The 15,995-nt window shown below is 69.4% G+C and carries 12 protein-coding genes, 1 tRNA gene and 1 pseudogene; 11 read left to right on the forward strand and 3 right to left on the reverse strand.

The genetic code is table 11. The annotated features are described in order from the left end of the window. Positions 1–111 precede the first annotated feature (111 nt). On the reverse strand, positions 112–2,835 hold the full coding sequence (polA, locus tag ABT070_RS00005; protein ID WP_351752346.1) for a DNA polymerase I: 2,724 nt from the start codon (positions 2,833–2,835) through the stop codon (positions 112–114). 186 nt (positions 2,836–3,021) lie between these two features. Here polA and ABT070_RS00010 point away from each other — a divergent pair, with 186 nt between their 5' ends. From ABT070_RS00010 to ABT070_RS00050, 9 genes are all read left to right on the forward strand, one after another. After that, positions 3,022–5,316 carry an FdhF/YdeP family oxidoreductase gene (locus ABT070_RS00010; RefSeq protein WP_351752348.1) on the forward strand — a complete coding sequence of 765 codons (2,295 nt, stop codon included), beginning with the start codon at positions 3,022–3,024 and terminating at the stop codon, positions 5,314–5,316. 51 nt (positions 5,317–5,367) lie between these two features. Beyond that, positions 5,368–5,856 carry a PaaI family thioesterase gene (locus ABT070_RS00015; protein ID WP_351752351.1) on the forward strand — a complete coding sequence of 163 codons (489 nt, stop codon included), beginning with the start codon at positions 5,368–5,370 and terminating at the stop codon, positions 5,854–5,856. Between the two features lie 74 nt (positions 5,857–5,930). Continuing rightward, the gene (locus ABT070_RS00020) at positions 5,931–6,374 is read left to right on the forward strand and encodes a hypothetical protein (RefSeq protein ID WP_351752353.1); all 444 of its coding nucleotides are present in this window, start codon (positions 5,931–5,933) and stop codon (positions 6,372–6,374) included. Beyond that, positions 6,371–7,111, forward strand: coding sequence for a Tat pathway signal sequence domain protein (locus ABT070_RS00025; protein WP_351752356.1), 741 nt, complete (start codon positions 6,371–6,373; stop codon positions 7,109–7,111). Before ABT070_RS00020 ends, ABT070_RS00025 begins: the two co-directional genes overlap by 4 nt. Positions 7,112–7,382: 271 nt before the next feature. Then, positions 7,383–8,612 (forward strand): branched-chain amino acid ABC transporter substrate-binding protein, encoded by a 1,230-nt coding sequence (locus tag ABT070_RS00030; RefSeq protein ID WP_351752359.1) that lies wholly within the window; start codon positions 7,383–7,385, stop codon positions 8,610–8,612. Positions 8,613–8,726: 114 nt separating this feature from the next. Next, a complete protein-coding gene (locus ABT070_RS00035) occupies positions 8,727–9,659 on the forward strand; it encodes a branched-chain amino acid ABC transporter permease (protein WP_351752361.1) in 933 nt (310 codons plus the stop codon). Positions 9,660–9,664: 5 nt separating this feature from the next. Then, positions 9,665–11,488, forward strand: a complete 1,824-nt coding sequence (locus ABT070_RS00040) for a branched-chain amino acid ABC transporter permease (RefSeq protein WP_351752364.1) — start codon at positions 9,665–9,667, stop codon at positions 11,486–11,488. A gap of 5 nt (positions 11,489–11,493) precedes the next feature. Continuing rightward, positions 11,494–12,399, forward strand: a complete 906-nt coding sequence (locus ABT070_RS00045) for an ABC transporter ATP-binding protein (protein ID WP_351752367.1) — start codon at positions 11,494–11,496, stop codon at positions 12,397–12,399. Continuing rightward, complete coding sequence (locus ABT070_RS00050) at positions 12,396–13,112, forward strand: ABC transporter ATP-binding protein (protein WP_351752370.1); 717 nt, start codon at positions 12,396–12,398, stop codon at positions 13,110–13,112. Before ABT070_RS00045 ends, ABT070_RS00050 begins: the two co-directional genes overlap by 4 nt. A 75-nt stretch (positions 13,113–13,187) precedes the next feature. Here the strand turns inward: ABT070_RS00050 and ABT070_RS00055 are convergent, their stop codons facing one another. After that, positions 13,188–13,844: an ANTAR domain-containing response regulator gene (locus ABT070_RS00055; protein WP_189916700.1), complete on the reverse strand. Its 657-nt coding sequence runs from the start codon at positions 13,842–13,844 to the stop codon at positions 13,188–13,190. 103 nt (positions 13,845–13,947) lie between these two features. On the opposite strand from ABT070_RS00055, the gene ABT070_RS00060 reads away from it, so the two are divergent. Together ABT070_RS00060 and ABT070_RS00065 are read left to right on the forward strand one after the other, a co-directional pair. Next, positions 13,948–14,020, forward strand: a tRNA-Leu gene (locus ABT070_RS00060). Between the two features lie 106 nt (positions 14,021–14,126). Then, a pseudogene (locus ABT070_RS00065) lies at positions 14,127–14,447 on the forward strand (helix-turn-helix domain-containing protein); the annotation flags it as partial. A 21-nt stretch (positions 14,448–14,468) separates the two neighbouring features. On the opposite strand, the gene pyk reads toward ABT070_RS00065, so the two are convergent. Continuing rightward, positions 14,469–15,905 carry a pyruvate kinase gene (pyk, locus tag ABT070_RS00070; RefSeq protein WP_351752372.1) on the reverse strand — a complete coding sequence of 479 codons (1,437 nt, stop codon included), beginning with the start codon at positions 15,903–15,905 and terminating at the stop codon, positions 14,469–14,471. Positions 15,906–15,995 lie beyond the last annotated feature (90 nt).

A 15,995-nucleotide genomic window follows, 5' to 3' on the forward strand; every position in this document is an offset into this window, starting at 1 on the left:
GGCCCCCCCGGCCGGGGCCGCGCACCTGCCCGGGGGGGGGGCCCTGCCGGTACCGGCAGGGCCCCCTCGCGTGCCTGTTGCGGGGAGCGGCGGCCCGCTCCCCCGCCGTGGCTAGTGCGCCGCCGACTCCCAGTCCGCGCCCGCGCCGACCGACACGTCCAGCGGGGCCCTGAGCTGGACGGCGCCGGCCATCTCACGGCGGACCAGCTCCTCGACCGCCGCACGCTCACCGGGGGCGATCTCCAGCACGATTTCGTCGTGGACCTGGAGCAGCATGCGGGAATCCAGGTCCGCCGCGCGCAGGGCCGCGTCCACCTTGAGCATGGCGATCTTGACGATGTCCGCCGCCGTGCCCTGGATCGGCGCGTTGAGAGCCATGCGCTCGGCGGCCTCACGGCGCTGCCGGTTGTCGCTGTTGAGGTCGGGCAGATAGCGGCGGCGGCCGAAGACCGTCGCCGTGTAGCCCGTCGCGCGCGCCTCGTCGACCGCGCGGCGCAGATAGTCCCGTACGCCGCCGAAGCGCTCGAAGTAGGCGTCCATCAGGCCACGGGCCTCGCCCGCGTCGATGTTCAGCTGCTGGGACAGGCCGAACGCCGACAGACCGTACGCCAGGCCGTAGGACATCGCCTTGATCTTGCGCCGCATCTCCGCGTCCACCGCGGTGGGCTCGACGCCGAAGACCTGGGAGGCGGCCGTGGTGTGCAGGTCCTCGCCGGAGGTGAACGCCTCGATGAGGCCGGCGTCCTCCGACAGGTGCGCCATCACCCGCAGTTCGATCTGGCTGTAGTCGGCGGTCATCAGGGACTCGAAGCCCTCGCCGACGACGAAGCCGCGGCGGATCGCCCGGCCCTCGTCGGTGCGGACGGGGATGTTCTGGAGGTTCGGGTCCGTGGACGACAGCCGGCCGGTCGCGGCGACCGTCTGGTTGAACGTGGTGTGGATACGGCCGTCCGCGGCGATCGTCTTGATCAGGCCCTCGACGGTGACCCGCAGCTTCGCCTGCTCGCGGTGGCGGAGCATGATGACCGGCAGCTCGTTGTCCGTCTGGCCCGCGAGCCAGGCCAGGGCGTCGGCGTCGGTGGTGTAGCCGGTCTTGGTCTTCTTCGTCTTCGGCAGGCCCAGTTCACCGAAGAGGACCTCCTGGAGCTGCTTGGGCGAGCCCAGGTTGAACTCGTGCCCGGCCGCCGCGTGCGCCTCCTTCACCGCCTGCTGGACGGCGCCCGCGAACATCTGCTCCATGGCCTCCAGGTGGGCGCGGTCGGCGGCGATGCCGTGCCGCTCCAGGCGGGCCAGGAGGGCGGAGGTCGGCAGCTCCATGTCACGCAGCAGGTCGGCCGCGCCGACCTCCTCCAGCCGGCCGCGGAACGCCTCGCCGAGGTCCACGATCGTGCGGGCCTGCACCATGAGGGCCTCGGCCTCGGCGCCGTCGTCCGCGCCGAAGGCGAGCTGGCCGTCGGCCGCGGCGGCGGGGGCCAGCTCACGGCCCAGGTACTCCAGGGACAGCGCGTCCAGGTCGAAGGAGCGGCGGCCCGGCTTGACCAGGTAGGCGGCGAGCGCCGTGTCCATCCCGACGCCGGCGACGGACCAGCCGTGCTCGGCGAAGACGCGCATGGCGCCCTTGGCGTTGTGCAGGACCTTGGGGCGGTCCTCGGCGGCGATCCAGGCCGCCCACGCGTTCTCGTCGGCCTCGTCCAGCTCCGCCGGGTCGAACCAGGCGGCCGCTCCCGCGGCGGCGGCCAGCGCGATCTCGGCGACCGAGCCCGCGCCCAGCGCCCACGTGTCGACGGTGGCGACGCCGAGGGTGTCGGTGCCGTGCTCGGCGAGCCAGCCGGCCAGCTCGCCGGTGCCCAGCACCGTGCCGTCCAGCTCGACCCCGCCGGTGACCACCGGCGACGCCTCGGCCTCCTCGCCGCCCGGGTCGACGGCGAACAGCCGCTCCCGCAGCGACGGGTTCCTGATCTCCAGGGTGTCCAGGATCATCACGACGTTCGTGCGGTCGTACGGGGCACGCTCCAGCTCGACGACCGTCTTCGGCAGCTCGACGGTGGTGACCATCTCGGTGAGGCGGCGGTTGAGCTTGACGGCCTCCAGGTGGTCGCGCAGGTTCTGCCCGGCCTTGCCCTTGACCTCCTCGACCCGCTCGACGAGCTCCGCGAACGAACCGAACTGGTTGATCCACTTCGCGGCCGTCTTCTCACCGACCCCGGGGATGCCCGGCAGGTTGTCGGACGGGTCGCCGCGCAGCGCCGCGAAGTCGGGGTACTGGGCGGGCGTCAACCCGTACTTCTCGACGACCTTCTCCGGGGTGAACCGGGTCAGCTCCGAGACGCCCTTCGTCGGATACAGCACGGTGGTGTGCTCGGACACCAGCTGGAAGGAGTCGCGGTCGCCGGTGACGATGAGCACCTCGAAGCCCTCGGCCTCGGCCTGGGTGGCCAGCGTGGCGATGACGTCGTCCGCCTCGAAGCCGTCCACCGCGAACCGGGACACGTGCATCGCGTCGAGCAGCTCGCCGATCAGCTCGACCTGGCCCTTGAACTCGTCCGGCGTCTTGGACCGGTTCGCCTTGTACTCGGTGAACTCCTCGGAGCGCCAGGTCTTGCGGGACACGTCGAACGCGACCGCGAAGTGCGTGGGCGCCTCGTCACGCAGGGTGTTGGCCAGCATCGACGCGAAACCGTAGATCGCGTTCGTCGGCTGGCCGGTCGCGGTGGTGAAGTTCTCCGCGGGCAGCGCGAAGAACGCGCGGTAGGCCAGCGAGTGCCCGTCCATGAGCATCAGGCGGGGCCGGCTGCCGGCGGGGGTGTCGGTCTTCTTCGCTGCTGTCTCTGCCACGCCCCCGATCCTGCCACGCCCCACTGACACTCGGTCCCGGCCACCACGGCTCACGGGGTCCCCGGGCCGCCGGCCGTCCGCCGCAAGCTGTGTTCCCGCCCACCGACCGGACCGCGCGCAAACCCTGCCGGTGCCTCGTGCGAGGATCGTGCGAATGTGCCGCACAGGCGAGTGAGGGAGAGCCCGATGGCAACGAAGCCGCCCAAGGCCGATCCGGTCCAGGACGCTCCGCAGGTCGCCGACCCGAAGCACGTGGCGGCGGGCCTGCCCGCCGTCGGGCACTCCCTGCGAATAGCCCAGCAGCAGATGGGTGTGAAGCGCACCGCCCTGACCCTGCTGCGCGTCAACCAGAAGAACGGCTTCGACTGCCCGGGCTGCGCCTGGCCCGAACCGGAGCACCGGCACACCGCCGAGTTCTGTGAGAACGGCGCGAAGGCGGTCGCCGAGGAGGCGACCCTGCGCCGGGTCACCCCCGAGTTCTTCGCCGCGCACCCCGTCGCCGACCTCGCCGGCCGCAGCGGCTACTGGCTCGGCCAGCAGGGCCGCCTCACCCACCCCATGTACCTCCCCGAAGGCGGAGAGCGCTACGAACCGGTGACCTGGGAGCGCGCCTTCGGCATCATCGCCGAGGAGACCGCCGCCCTCGCCTCGCCCGACGAGGCCGTCTTCTACACCTCGGGCCGCACCAGCAACGAGGCCGCGTTCCTCTACCAGCTCTTCGCCCGCGAACTCGGCACGAACAACCTGCCGGACTGCTCCAACATGTGCCACGAGTCGTCCGGCTCGGCCCTGTCGGAGACCATCGGCGTCGGCAAGGGCAGCGTTCTGCTCGAGGACCTCTACCGGGCCGACCTGATCATCGTCGCCGGGCAGAACCCGGGCACCAACCACCCGCGCATGCTGTCCGCGCTGGAGAAGGCCAAAGCGGGCGGCGCGAAGATCATCAGCGTCAACCCGCTGCCCGAGGCGGGCCTGGAACGCTTCAAGAACCCGCAGACCCCCAAGGGCCTCACCGCGGGCGCCTCGCTCACCGACCTCTTCCTCCAGATCCGCATCGGCGGCGATCAGGCACTCTTCCGTCTCCTCAACAAGCTCGTCCTCGAGACCGAAGGCGCGCTCGACGAGGCGTTCATCGCCGAACACACCCACGGCTTCGAGGAGTTCGCCGACACGGCCCGTGCCGCCGACTGGGCCGAGACGCTCACCGCGACCGGCCTCACGCGCGCGGAGATCGAGGAGACCCTGCGCATGGTGCTCGCCTCCGAGCGCACCATCGTGTGCTGGGCCATGGGTCTCACCCAGCACAAGCACTCCGTGCCGACGATCCGCGAGGTCGTCAACTTCCTTCTGCTGCGCGGCAACATCGGCCGTCCGGGCGCGGGCGTGTGCCCGGTGCGCGGACACTCGAACGTGCAGGGCGACCGCACCATGGGCATCTTCGAGCGGCCCGCGCCCGCCTTCCTGGACGCCCTGGAGAAGGAGTTCGGCTTCGCGCCCCCGCGCGAGCACGGCTTCGACGTCGTGCGCGCCATCCGCGCACTGCGCGACGGCGAGGCGAAGCTGTTCTTCGCGATGGGCGGCAACTTCGTCTCCGCCTCCCCCGACACCGAGGTCACCGAGGCGGCCATGCGGCGCGCCCGGCTGACGGTGCACGTGTCGACCAAGCTCAACCGCTCGCACGTGGTGACCGGCGCGCGGGCGCTCATCCTGCCGACGCTCGGCCGCACCGAGCGCGACGTCCAGGTCGGCCCGAACGGGAAGAGCACGGAGCAGTTCGTGACCGTCGAGGACTCCATGGGCATGGTGCACGCCTCACGCGGCCGCCTCGCGCCCGCGAGCGCCCACCTGCTGTCCGAGCCCGCCATCGTCTGCCGCCTCGCGCGCCGCGTGCTCGGCGAGGACAGCAAGGTGCCGTGGGAGGAGTTCGAGAAGGACTACGCGACGATCCGCGACCGCATCGCGCGCGTGATCCCCGGCTTCGACGACTTCAACGCGCGCGTGGCCCGCCCCGAGGGCTTCACCCTCCCGCACGGCCCGCGCGACGAGCGCCGCTTCCCCACCGCGACCGGCAAGGCCAACTTCACCGCCGCGCCCGTCGAGTACCCGCGGCTGCCCGAGGGGCGGCTGCTCCTGCAGACGCTGCGCTCGCACGACCAGTACAACACCACGATCTACGGCCTCGACGACCGCTACCGGGGCATCAAGAACGGCCGCCGGGTCGTCCTGGTCAACGCCGAGGACGCGCACGCCCTGGAACTCGCCGAGGGCTCCTACGTGGACCTGGTGAGCGAATGGCGCGACGGCGTGGAGCGGCGGGCGCCCGGTTTCCGGGTCGTGCTCTACCCGACCAGCCGGGGCTGCGCCGCCGCGTACTACCCGGAGACCAACGTTCTGGTCCCGCTGGACGCCACCGCCGACACCAGCAACACCCCGGCCAGCAAGTCCGTCGTCGTCCGTCTGGAACAATCGGCCACCGACTGAGCGTTTGCTTAAGTCACGCTGGACTGTGATCGACGAACGGAGCCGGGCCCCATGGGCGAGCAGCAGCACGTGAAGTTCCCGCAAGAGGTCATCGACGAGTACGCGGCCCTCGGCATCGACATCCTGGCCCTGTTCTCCGCAGGGCACCTGGGCACCCGCATGGGCGTCGAGATCATCGAGGCCTCCGCGGACCGGGTCGTCGGCACCATGCCGGTCGAGGGCAACACCCAGCCCTACGGCCTGCTGCACGGCGGCGCCTCCGCGGTCCTCGCCGAGACCCTCGGCTCGGTCGGCTCCATGCTGCACGGCGGCAGCTCCAAGATCGCCGTCGGCGTCGACCTGAACTGCACCCACCACCGCGGAGCCCGCTCCGGCCTGGTCACGGGCGTGGCCACGCCCGTGCACCGGGGGCGGTCCACGGCGACGTACGAGATCGTGATCAGCGACGAGGAGGGACGGCGCGTGTGCACCGCGCGGCTCACCTGTCTGCTGCGGGACGTACGGGCCGGCGACGCGGCACAGGCGCGCCCTGCGGGCTGACGGTCCCGCCGCTCCGGAGGGTCACGCGCGCGTGCCCGTTGCTCACCGCCACCGCGGCGGCCTAGCGTCGGGGCATGACCACGGCAGGAGCCCCCCGGGCGGGGGCGGCGGGGCGGCTGCTCGGACCGGCGTGGCCGGCGGCCTTGTTGGCGGGCCTGCTGGCGACCGGCTGCGGAGTCCCGGGGAGCGCCGGCGCGAGCGGCACCCCGTCACCGCCCCCGCCCCCGTCATCGCCCCCGTCCCCGTCCCCGTCCGCCGTCTCGCCCGTGGAGCTGTGCACCCGCATCGTCGCCCACTGGTCCCGCGAGGTCCTGGACAGCACCACCTACGGGGACTACCAGTCGATGGGGCTGTCCAACGGGCAGTACGAGATCCTGCGGACCGTCGTGGACGCCGCGCGGGTCGCGAAGAAGAGCCAAGGGGCCGACGCGGCGGACGAGTTGATCGACCGCGCGGCGGGCGAGGGCTGCGCGGACCGGTACCGCTCCGGCGGCCCGACGGGGGGTCCCTGGCAGTGAGCGGCGTAGGCCCCGTGGAGCCCGGTGAGGGCACGCACGCGTGGGACGTCCACGAGTACGGCCGCACCACCGACGCCGGCCGAACCACCGGCTCCGGCAGCGCCGCCGGAGCCGGCCGCGTCCCCGCTCACGCCGACGCTCTCGACGCGGGCGCTCCAGCTCCAGCTCCAACTCCCGTCGTCCGCCTGCTCCGTGGGCTCGCCCGCCGCCACGCCGCCCACCGCCGGGCCGCGTCGGCCGCCCTCGCCGCGGCGGTGCTCCTCGCGGGCGGCGGCTACCTCTGGGCGACCCGGCCGCACGACACCGAACAGGCGGCCCCCGCACCGCCGTTCCCGTCCCAGGTGGTGGACGTCAGCTACCTCGGCGAGGTCGCCGTGCCGCCCGGCACCCGCCCTCACACCTTCGCCTTCGAAATGCTGGTCGGCGTGGACTCCGGCCCGCCGGTCACCGTGACGCGACTCGCCCAGCCGTACACCGGGCTTTCCCTGACCTCGACCCCCCGGGCGCCCTTCAGGACAAAAGCGGGTTCCGTCCGCAAGGTCGTCGTCACCATGCACGTGACGGAATGCGGAAAAGTGCCGAAGAACGTCGGACTCCCTTTCGTAGACGTAACTCTACGTAATGCGCGCGCAATACAAGTCCACAGTTTCATCCTCGGCACGCGCTATGCGCACGACCTCTCCGAGGCCCTACAAGTCGCCTGTAGCAACGAATCCGGTCATCAGCAAAACGCCTGAGACGCCTGAACGTACCCGGGTTCGTCCTGCACGTTCTCAACATGCGGACAGGGCGAATCGGCCGGAATTCAGCTGTTCCACCCACCAAGTACCGCTCTGCATTACCTCGTGTCATAACAAGAGCGTCACAGCATCGGCCAGACCCTCCTCCCCGTCAGCTTCACCCGCTTAGAGTCACGCCCAGTCACCGCGCGGCTGGAATACCCCTTCGGCTCAGCGCTCGACTCGGCCTCTTCCAGGGGGGAGGGCCGCCCAGGGAAAGGACTGGAACGTGCGTCAACGTTCGCTCATCGCCATTACCGCCGCGCTGTCCGCGGGAGCTCTCACCCTCACCGCCTGCGGCTCGCGTGACAGCGACGACAAGGGCTCCGACTCCGCCGACGGCACCGTCGTCACCATCGGCGTCGACGCCCCGCTGACCGGCGACCTGTCCGCGCTGGGCCTCGGAATCAAGAACTCCGTCGACCTCGCCGCCAAAACGGCCAACAAGCAGAAGTACGTCGACGGCGTCACCTTCAAGATCGTCGCCAAGGACGACCAGGCGCAGCCCTCCGCGGGCCAGCAGAACGCCACCGCCCTCGTCGCCGACAAGAGCGTCCTCGGCGTCGTCGGCCCGCTGAACTCCTCCGTCGCCGAGTCGATGCAGAAGGTCTTCGACGACGCCAAGCTGGTCGAGGTCTCCCCGGCCAACACCAACCCGGCGCTCACCCAGGGCACCGACTGGGCGACCACCAAGAAGCGCACCTACTCGTCGTACTTCCGTACCGCGACCACGGACGCCATCCAGGGCCCGTTCGCCGCCCAGTACGTCTTCAACGACGCGAAGAAGAAGAAGGTCTTCGTCATCGACGACAAGAAGACCTACGGCGCCGGCCTCGCCGGTACCTTCACCGCGGAGTTCAAGAAGCTCGGCGGCACCATCGCCGGCACCCAGCACATCAACCCGGACAGCAAGGACTTCTCCGCGGTCGCCACCGAGGTCAAGAACTCCGGCGCCGACGTCGTCTACTACGGCGGCGAGTACCCGCAGGCCGGCCCGCTCAGCAAGCAGATCAAGGCCGCCGGAGCCAAGATCCCCGTCGTCGGCGGCGACGGCATCTACGCCGAGGACTTCATCAAGCTCGCCGGCGCCGACGCGGCCGGCGACCTCGCCACCTCCGTGGGCGCCCCGGTCGAGGAACTCCCCTCCGCCAAGGAGTTCGTGGCCAACTACAAGGCAGCCGGCTACAAGGAGGAGTACGCGGCCTACGGCGGCTACTCCTACGACTCCGCCTGGTCGATCATCGAGGCCGTCAAGAAGGTCGTCGACGACAACGACGGCAAGCTCCCCGACGACGCCCGCGCCAAGGTCACCGCCGCCGTCCAGAACGTCTCCTTCGACGGCGTGACCGGCAAGGTCTCCTTCGACGAGTTCGGCGACGCCACCAACAAGCAGCTCACCGTCTACGCCGTCGAGAACGGTGCCTGGAAGGCCGTCAAGTCCGGCACCTACACCGGCTGACACTCCCCACCCGCACCACAGCCGAGCCGCGCGGGGCGCTGTTCCACAAGCGCCCCGCGCGGACTCGCATCCGGCCCCCCGTCGAAACATCCGAACCGTCTCGGAGGACATGCGGTGAACGAACTGCCGCAGCAGCTGGTCAACGGCCTGCTACTGGGATCCATGTACGGCCTTGTCGCCATCGGCTACACAATGGTCTATGGCATTGTCCAGCTCATCAACTTCGCCCACGGCGAGATCTTCATGACCGGAGCGTTCGGCGCTCTCACGGTCTACATGTACATACTGCCCGACGGCACATCCATGGCCATCGCCCTGCCACTGATGCTCGTCGGAGCCGTGATGGTCTCCGTGACCGTCGCCGTGGGAGCGGAACGGTTCGCCTACCGTCCCCTCCGCAACGCACCCCGCCTCGCCCCGCTCATCACCGCGATCGGCCTCTCCCTCGCCCTCCAGCAGGCCGTCTGGGCCTGGTACCCCGAGGCCAAGTCCGCCCGCGTCTTCCCCCAGATCGACGGCGGCCCCTTCGAGATCGGCAACGTCACCATCCAGACCGGTGACGTCTTCCTCCTCGTCGCCGCCCCGATCAGCATGGCCGTCCTCGGCTACTTCGTCATGAAGACCCGCACCGGACGCGGCATGCAGGCCACCGCCCAGGACCCCGACACCGCGAAGCTCATGGGCGTCAACACCGACCGCATCATCGTGATCGCCTTCGCCCTCGGCGCCACCTTCGCAGCCGTCGGAGGCGTCGCCTACGGCCTCAAGTACGGCCAGATCTCCTTCACCATGGGCTTCCTCCTCGGGCTCAAGGCCTTCACCGCGGCCGTCCTCGGCGGCATCGGCAACATCTACGGGGCCATGATCGGCGGCATCGTCCTCGGCATCGCCGAAACCCTGGCCACCGCCTACATCGCCGACATCCCCGGCATGGGCCAGTTCGGCAGCAACGCCTGGGCCGACGTCTGGGCCTTCGTACTCCTCATCCTCGTGCTCCTGCTGCGGCCACAAGGCCTGCTGGGCGAGCGCGTCGCGGACAGGGCGTGACACCGATGACGACACAGACCACCACCGCCGAAGCGCTCGGCAAGCCCGCTTCCGCACCGGCCGGCCTCATCGCCATCCCGGCGCACATCGCCCGCGGCCTCGCCACCGGCGGCGGCATCCTCAGCATCATCTCCACCTTCCTCGCCTGGACCTGGACCTCCGCCTTCCCCGGCGACCTCACCGTCTACGGCTACCCCGGCGGCCTCCAGGTCCTCGTCCTCATCGGCGGCGCCCTCACCACCCTCTTCGCCCTCTCCTCCTACGGCGTCAAGGGCCTCGGCTGGCTCGCCCCCTCCGGCGCCGACGGCGCCATCAAGTTCGCCGCCCTCGCCACCTTCGCCACCAGCTGGTACACGGTCATCGCGATCAGCGCCGACCTCGGCGGCGTCGTCAACCTCGAAATCGGCGGCTACCTCGTCGCCATAGGCAGCCTCGCCGCCTTCCTCGGCGCCCTCGCCCTGCCCTTCGAGCACCCCGAAGCCGACCCGATCGACCCCGACGACACCCCGTGGGAGCACCGCAAGCACAAGGCCGCCCACCAGTGGGACACGGTCAAGGCCGCCTTCGCCTCCGGCACCGCCAAGCCCGTCGGCAAGCTCCCCTCGTACGCCGAGATCCTCATCATCGTCGCCGTCCTCGGCCTCGGCCTCACCGTCTTCACCTACGGCATCGGCACCGAGTACGACGAACTCTTCGTCGGCTTCCTCATCACCGCCGGCTTCGGCTTCGCCGCCCTCAACAAGTCCGGCCTCGTCGCCCAGGCGAGCCAGATCACCGCCCGGCACCAGAACATCACCACCTGCGGCGCCTTCGTCGCCGCCGCACTCTTCCCCTTCACCCAGACCGACGACCAGTACGCGACCGTCGGCGTCTACATCCTCATCTTCGCCACCGTCGCCCTCGGCCTGAACATCGTCGTCGGCCTCGCCGGACTCCTCGACCTCGGCTACGTCGCCTTCCTCGGCGTCGGCGCCTACGCCGCCTCGCTCGTCTCCGGCTCCCCCAGCTCCCCGTTCGGCGTGCACTTCCCCTTCTGGGCCGCCGCACTCGTCGGCACCGGCGCCTCGCTCGTCTTCGGCGTCCTCATCGGCGCCCCCACCCTGCGACTGCGCGGCGACTACCTCGCCATCGTCACCCTCGGCTTCGGCGAGATCTTCCGCATCACCGCCAACAACCTCGACGGCACCTCCGGCCCCGACATCACCAACGGCTCCAACGGCATCTCCTCCATCCCGAACCTGAACATCCTCGGGTTCGACTTCGGCGCCGTCCACGACATCGCCGGCTTCTCCATCGGCCGTTTCGCCAACTACTTCTTCCTGATGCTGATCATCACCGCCATCGTCGTGACCGTGTTCCGACGCAGCGGCGACTCCCGCATCGGCCGCGCCTGGGTCGCCATCCGCGAAGACGAGACCGCCGCCCTCGCCATGGGCATCAACGGCTTCCGCGTCAAGCTCATCGCCTTCGCCGTCGGCGCCTCCCTCGCCGGACTCGCCGGCACCGTCCAGGCCCACGTCACCTACACCGTGACCCCCGAGCAGTACGTCTTCGCCGGCGCCATCCCGCCCAACTCCGCCTTCCTGCTCGCCGCCGTCGTCCTCGGCGGCATGGGCACCATCAGCGGCCCCCTCATCGGCGCCTCCCTGCTCTTCCTCATCCCCAACAAGCTCCAGTTCCTCGGGAACTACCAGCTCTTCGCCTTCGGCCTCGCACTCATCCTGCTCATGCGCTTCCGCCCGGAAGGCATGATCCCCAACCGGCGTCGCCAGCTCGAGTTCCACGAAGACGCGGAAGCGCCCACCGTCCTCACGAAGGCAGGGGCCTGACCACCATGACCACCGACACCACCACCCAGCACGCCCCTGTCGGCGAAACGGTGCTCGACGCCCGCGGCGTGACCATGCGATTCGGCGGCCTCACCGCCGTCCGCAACGTCGACCTCACCGTCAACAGCGGTGAGATCGTCGGCCTCATCGGCCCCAACGGCGCCGGCAAGACCACCTTCTTCAACTGCCTCACCGGCCTCTACATCCCCACCGAGGGAGAGGTCCGCTTCAAGGGCAACGTCCTGCCGCCCAAATCCTTCAAGGTCACCGCCGCCGGCATCGCCCGCACCTTCCAGAACATCCGCCTCTTCGCCAACATGACGGTCCTGGAAAACGTCCTCGTCGGCCGCCACACCCGCACCAAAGAAGGCTTCTGGTCGGCCATCCTCCGCCTCCCCGGCTTCCACCGGGCCGAAGCCGCCTCCCGCGAACGCGCCATGGAACTCCTCGAGTTCGTCGGACTGGAGAAGAAGGCCGACCACCTCGCCCGCAACCTCCCCTACGGCGAACAGCGCAAGCTGGAAATCGCCCGCGCACTGGCGAGCGAACCCGGACTCCTCCTCCTGGACGAGCCCACCGCCGGCATGAACCCCCAGGAAACCCGCGCGACCGAAGAACTCGTCTTCGCCATCCGCGACCAGGGCATCGCCGTCCTCGTCATCGAGCACGACATGCGCTTCATCTTCAACCTCTGCGACCGCGTCGCCGTCCTCGTCCAGGGCGAGAAGCTCGTCGAAGGCGACAGCGCCACCGTGCAGGGCGACGAACGAGTGGTCGCCGCCTACCTCGGCGAACCCTTCGAAAACGCCCCCGGCGAAGAAGAACTAGCCGAAGTCGAGGCCGCCGAAGCGAACGCCGAAAGCGCCGCCACCCCGACGGACGCCGCGCCCGGCAAGGAGAACGACCGATGACCGCACTGCTCGAAGTCGAAGACCTCCGAGTCGCCTACGGCAAGATCGAAGCCGTCAAGGGCATCTCGTTCAAGGTCGAGGCCGGCGAAGTCGTCACCCTCATCGGCACCAACGGCGCCGGCAAGACCACCACGCTGCGCACCCTCTCCGGACTCCTCAAGCCCGTCGGCGGCCAGATCAAATTCAACGGCAAATCGCTGAAGAAGATCCCCGCCCACAACATCGTCTCCCAGGGACTCGCCCACTCCCCCGAGGGGCGGCACATCTTCCCCCGCATGACGATCGAGGACAACCTGCGCCTCGGCGCATTCCTGCGCAGCGACAAAACAGGCATCGACAAGGACATCCAGCGCGCCTACGACCTCTTCCCCATCCTGGGAGAGCGCCGCAAGCAGGCCGCCGGCACCCTGTCGGGCGGCGAACAGCAGATGCTCGCCATGGGCCGCGCCCTCATGTCCCAGCCCAAACTGCTCATGCTGGACGAGCCCTCCATGGGCCTCTCCCCCATCATGATGCAGAAGATCATGTCCACCATCGCCGAGCTCAAGTCGCAGGGCATGACGATCCTGCTCATCGAGCAGAACGCCCAGGCCGCCCTGTCGCTCGCCGACCACGGCCACGTCATGGAGATCGGCAAGATCGTGCTCTCCGGCACCGGCCAGGACCTCCTCCACGACGAGTCCGTCCGCAAGGCGTACCTCGGCGAGGACTGAACCGCCCCTCGCATACGACGAGGCCCGCGCCCCTTCTCCGGGCGCGGGCCTCGTCGTCTGCTCCGGCCGGGTGGCTCAGCCCTTGGACGACTTCTTCTCGTCGGCGTCCTGGATGACCGCCTCGGCGACCTGCTGCATCGACATCCGCCGGTCCATCGACGTCTTCTGGATCCACCGGAACGCGGCCGGCTCCGTCAGCCCGTACTCCGTCTGGAGAATCGACTTCGCCCGGTCCACCAGCTTGCGCGTCTCCAGCCGCAGCGTCAGGTCCGCGACCTCGTTCTCCAGCTCCCGCAGCTCCGTGAACCGCGAGACGGCCATCTCGATCGCCGGGACGACGTCACTCTTGCTGAACGGCTTCACCAGGTACGCCATCGCACCGGCGTCACGCGCCCGCTCGACGAGGTCGCGCTGCGAGAACGCGGTCAGCATGAGGACGGGCGCGATGCGCTCCTCGGCGATCTTCTCGGCCGCCGAGATGCCGTCCAGCTTGGGCATCTTCACGTCGAGGATGACCAGGTCCGGCTTGTGCTCGCGGGCGAGCTCGATGGCCTGCTCACCGTCACCGGCTTCGCCGACGACGCTGTAGCCCTCCTCCTCCAGCATCTCTTTGAGGTCGAGGCGGATCAGCGCCTCGTCCTCGGCGATGACGACACGGGTCGTCAGCGGAGGCACGTGCGACTTGTCGTCGTCGGGCGCGTCTACGGGCTGGGGCGACTCGGGGGCGGTCACGGGGGCTCCTCGTTCAGGGCACATGGGTACTGCTCACAAGAGCCTACCTAGCTGCGGTAAGGTAGTGACACAGCGGGTGACCGCTGACCTTCATTTCGAAGGGGCCCCGGTAGCCCAGCGGTAGAGGCCATGGATTCAAAACCCATCCAGCGTCGGTTCGAATCCGACTCGGGGCACTTTTCCTTGGTTCCCAAGGTCACGACAGAAAAGCGGATGTTCCCGTTCTCGTGAACATCCGCTTTTTGCTGCGTGTCGTCGCGAGCACGCTCACAGAGTGGGCACATGTACGACGTCAGTACACGCAAGCGAGCAATCGCGCTGGTTGCACAGGGCCGCAGTCTGAACTCCGTCAGCCGAGAAACAGGCATCTCGCGCGCCGCGATTCGCTCATGGCAGGAGCGACTTGAACCGCTGCCCCGAATGGCGGCCCCGTTTCCCGACCCGCCGAGCGACCGAGTCGCTTACTCGTACCTGCTCGGTCTCTATCTGGGTGACGGATGCATCAGCCCTCATCCCCGCGGCGGCCACTACCTCCGCATCGCGTGCGCGGATGCCTGGCCGGGCCTCATCGACGCCTGCGAAGCCGCCGTCCGCACGATGAGCACTGACCCGGCTGTCCGACCCCTACTTGGGGCTGTCGTCCTCTCCGACGTGGTGGACGCGGACCAGGTTGGTCGAGCCCGACACGCCGGTGAGTGAACCCGCCGTGATGACCACCACGTCGCCCTTCTGGCAGCGGCCGTACCTCAGGAGCAGCTCGTCCACCTGGTCGACCATCGCGTCCGTGGAGTCCGCGTGCGGGCCGAGGAACGTCTCGACGCCCCAGGTGAGGTTCAGCTGGGAGCGGGTCGCCGGTTCCGGGGTGAAGGCGAGGAGGGGGATCGGGGAGCGGTAGCGGGAGAGGCGGCGGACGGTGTCGCCGCTCTGGGTGAAGGCGACGAGGAATTTCGCGTCGAGGAAGTCGCCGATCTCGGCGGCCGCGCGGGCGACGGCGCCGCCCTGGGTGCGGGGCTTGTTGTTGTGGGTCAGGTCGGGGAGGCCCTTGGCGAGGATGTCCTCTTCGGCAGCTTCGACGATCTTGGCCATGGTGCGGACGGTCTGGACGGCGTATTTGCCGACGCTGGTCTCGCCGGAGAGCATGACCGCGTCGGTGCCGTCGATGACCGCGTTGGCGACGTCGGAGGCTTCGGCGCGGGTCGGGCGGGAGTTCTCGATCATGGAGTCGAGCATCTGGGTGGCGACGATGACGGGCTTGGCGTTGCGTTTGGCCAGCTTGATCGCGCGTTTTTGGACGATGGGGACCTGTTCGAGGGGCATCTCGACGCCGAGGTCGCCGCGGGCGACCATGATCCCGTCGAAGGCGGCCACGATGTCGTCGATGTTCTCGACGGCCTGGGGCTTCTCGATCTTGGCGATGACGGGGAGGCGGCGGCCTTCGTCGTCCATGATGCGGTGGACGTCGAGGATGTCGCGGCCGCTGCGGACGAAGGAGAGGGCGATGACGTCGAAGCCGGTGCGGAGTGCCCAGCGGAGGTCTTCTTCGTCCTTTTTGGAGAGGGCGGGGACGGAGACGGCGACGCCGGGGAGGTTGAGGCCCTTGTGGTCGGAGATCACGCCGCCCTCGATGACGCGGGTGTGGACGCGTGGTCCGTCGATCCGGGTCACTTCGAGGCAGACCTTGCCGTCGTCGACGAGGATGCGTTCGCCGGTGGTGACGTCGGCTGCGAGGCCGGCGTAGGTGGTTCCGCATCGTCGGCGGTCGCCCTCGACGCCTTCTTCGACCGTGATGGTGAAGGTGTCGTCGCGTTCAAGGAGTACGGGGCCTTCGGTGAAGGTGCCGAGGCGGATCTTCGGGCCTTGAAGGTCGGCGAGGAGGCCGACGCTGCGCCCGGTCTCGTCGGAGGCCTTGCGGACGCGGTGGTAGCGCTCCTCGTGCTCGGCGTGGCCGCCGTGGCTGAGGTTGAAGCGGGCTACGTCCATTCCGGCGTCGACCAGGGCTTTGAGCTGGTCGTACGAGTCGGTGGCGGGGCCCAGGGTGCAGACGATTTTCGCTCGGCGCATGTTTCGAGCTTATGTCTTACCGGTGGGTAGGGAATTTGGAGGGCGTGGCCGCTCAACAACCTTTGGGTGAAGGGTTGTTGTCAGCTGCTG

It is taken from the genome of Streptomyces sp. NPDC002884, assembly GCF_040295245.1.
Taxonomy (GTDB): domain Bacteria; phylum Actinomycetota; class Actinomycetes; order Streptomycetales; family Streptomycetaceae; genus Streptomyces.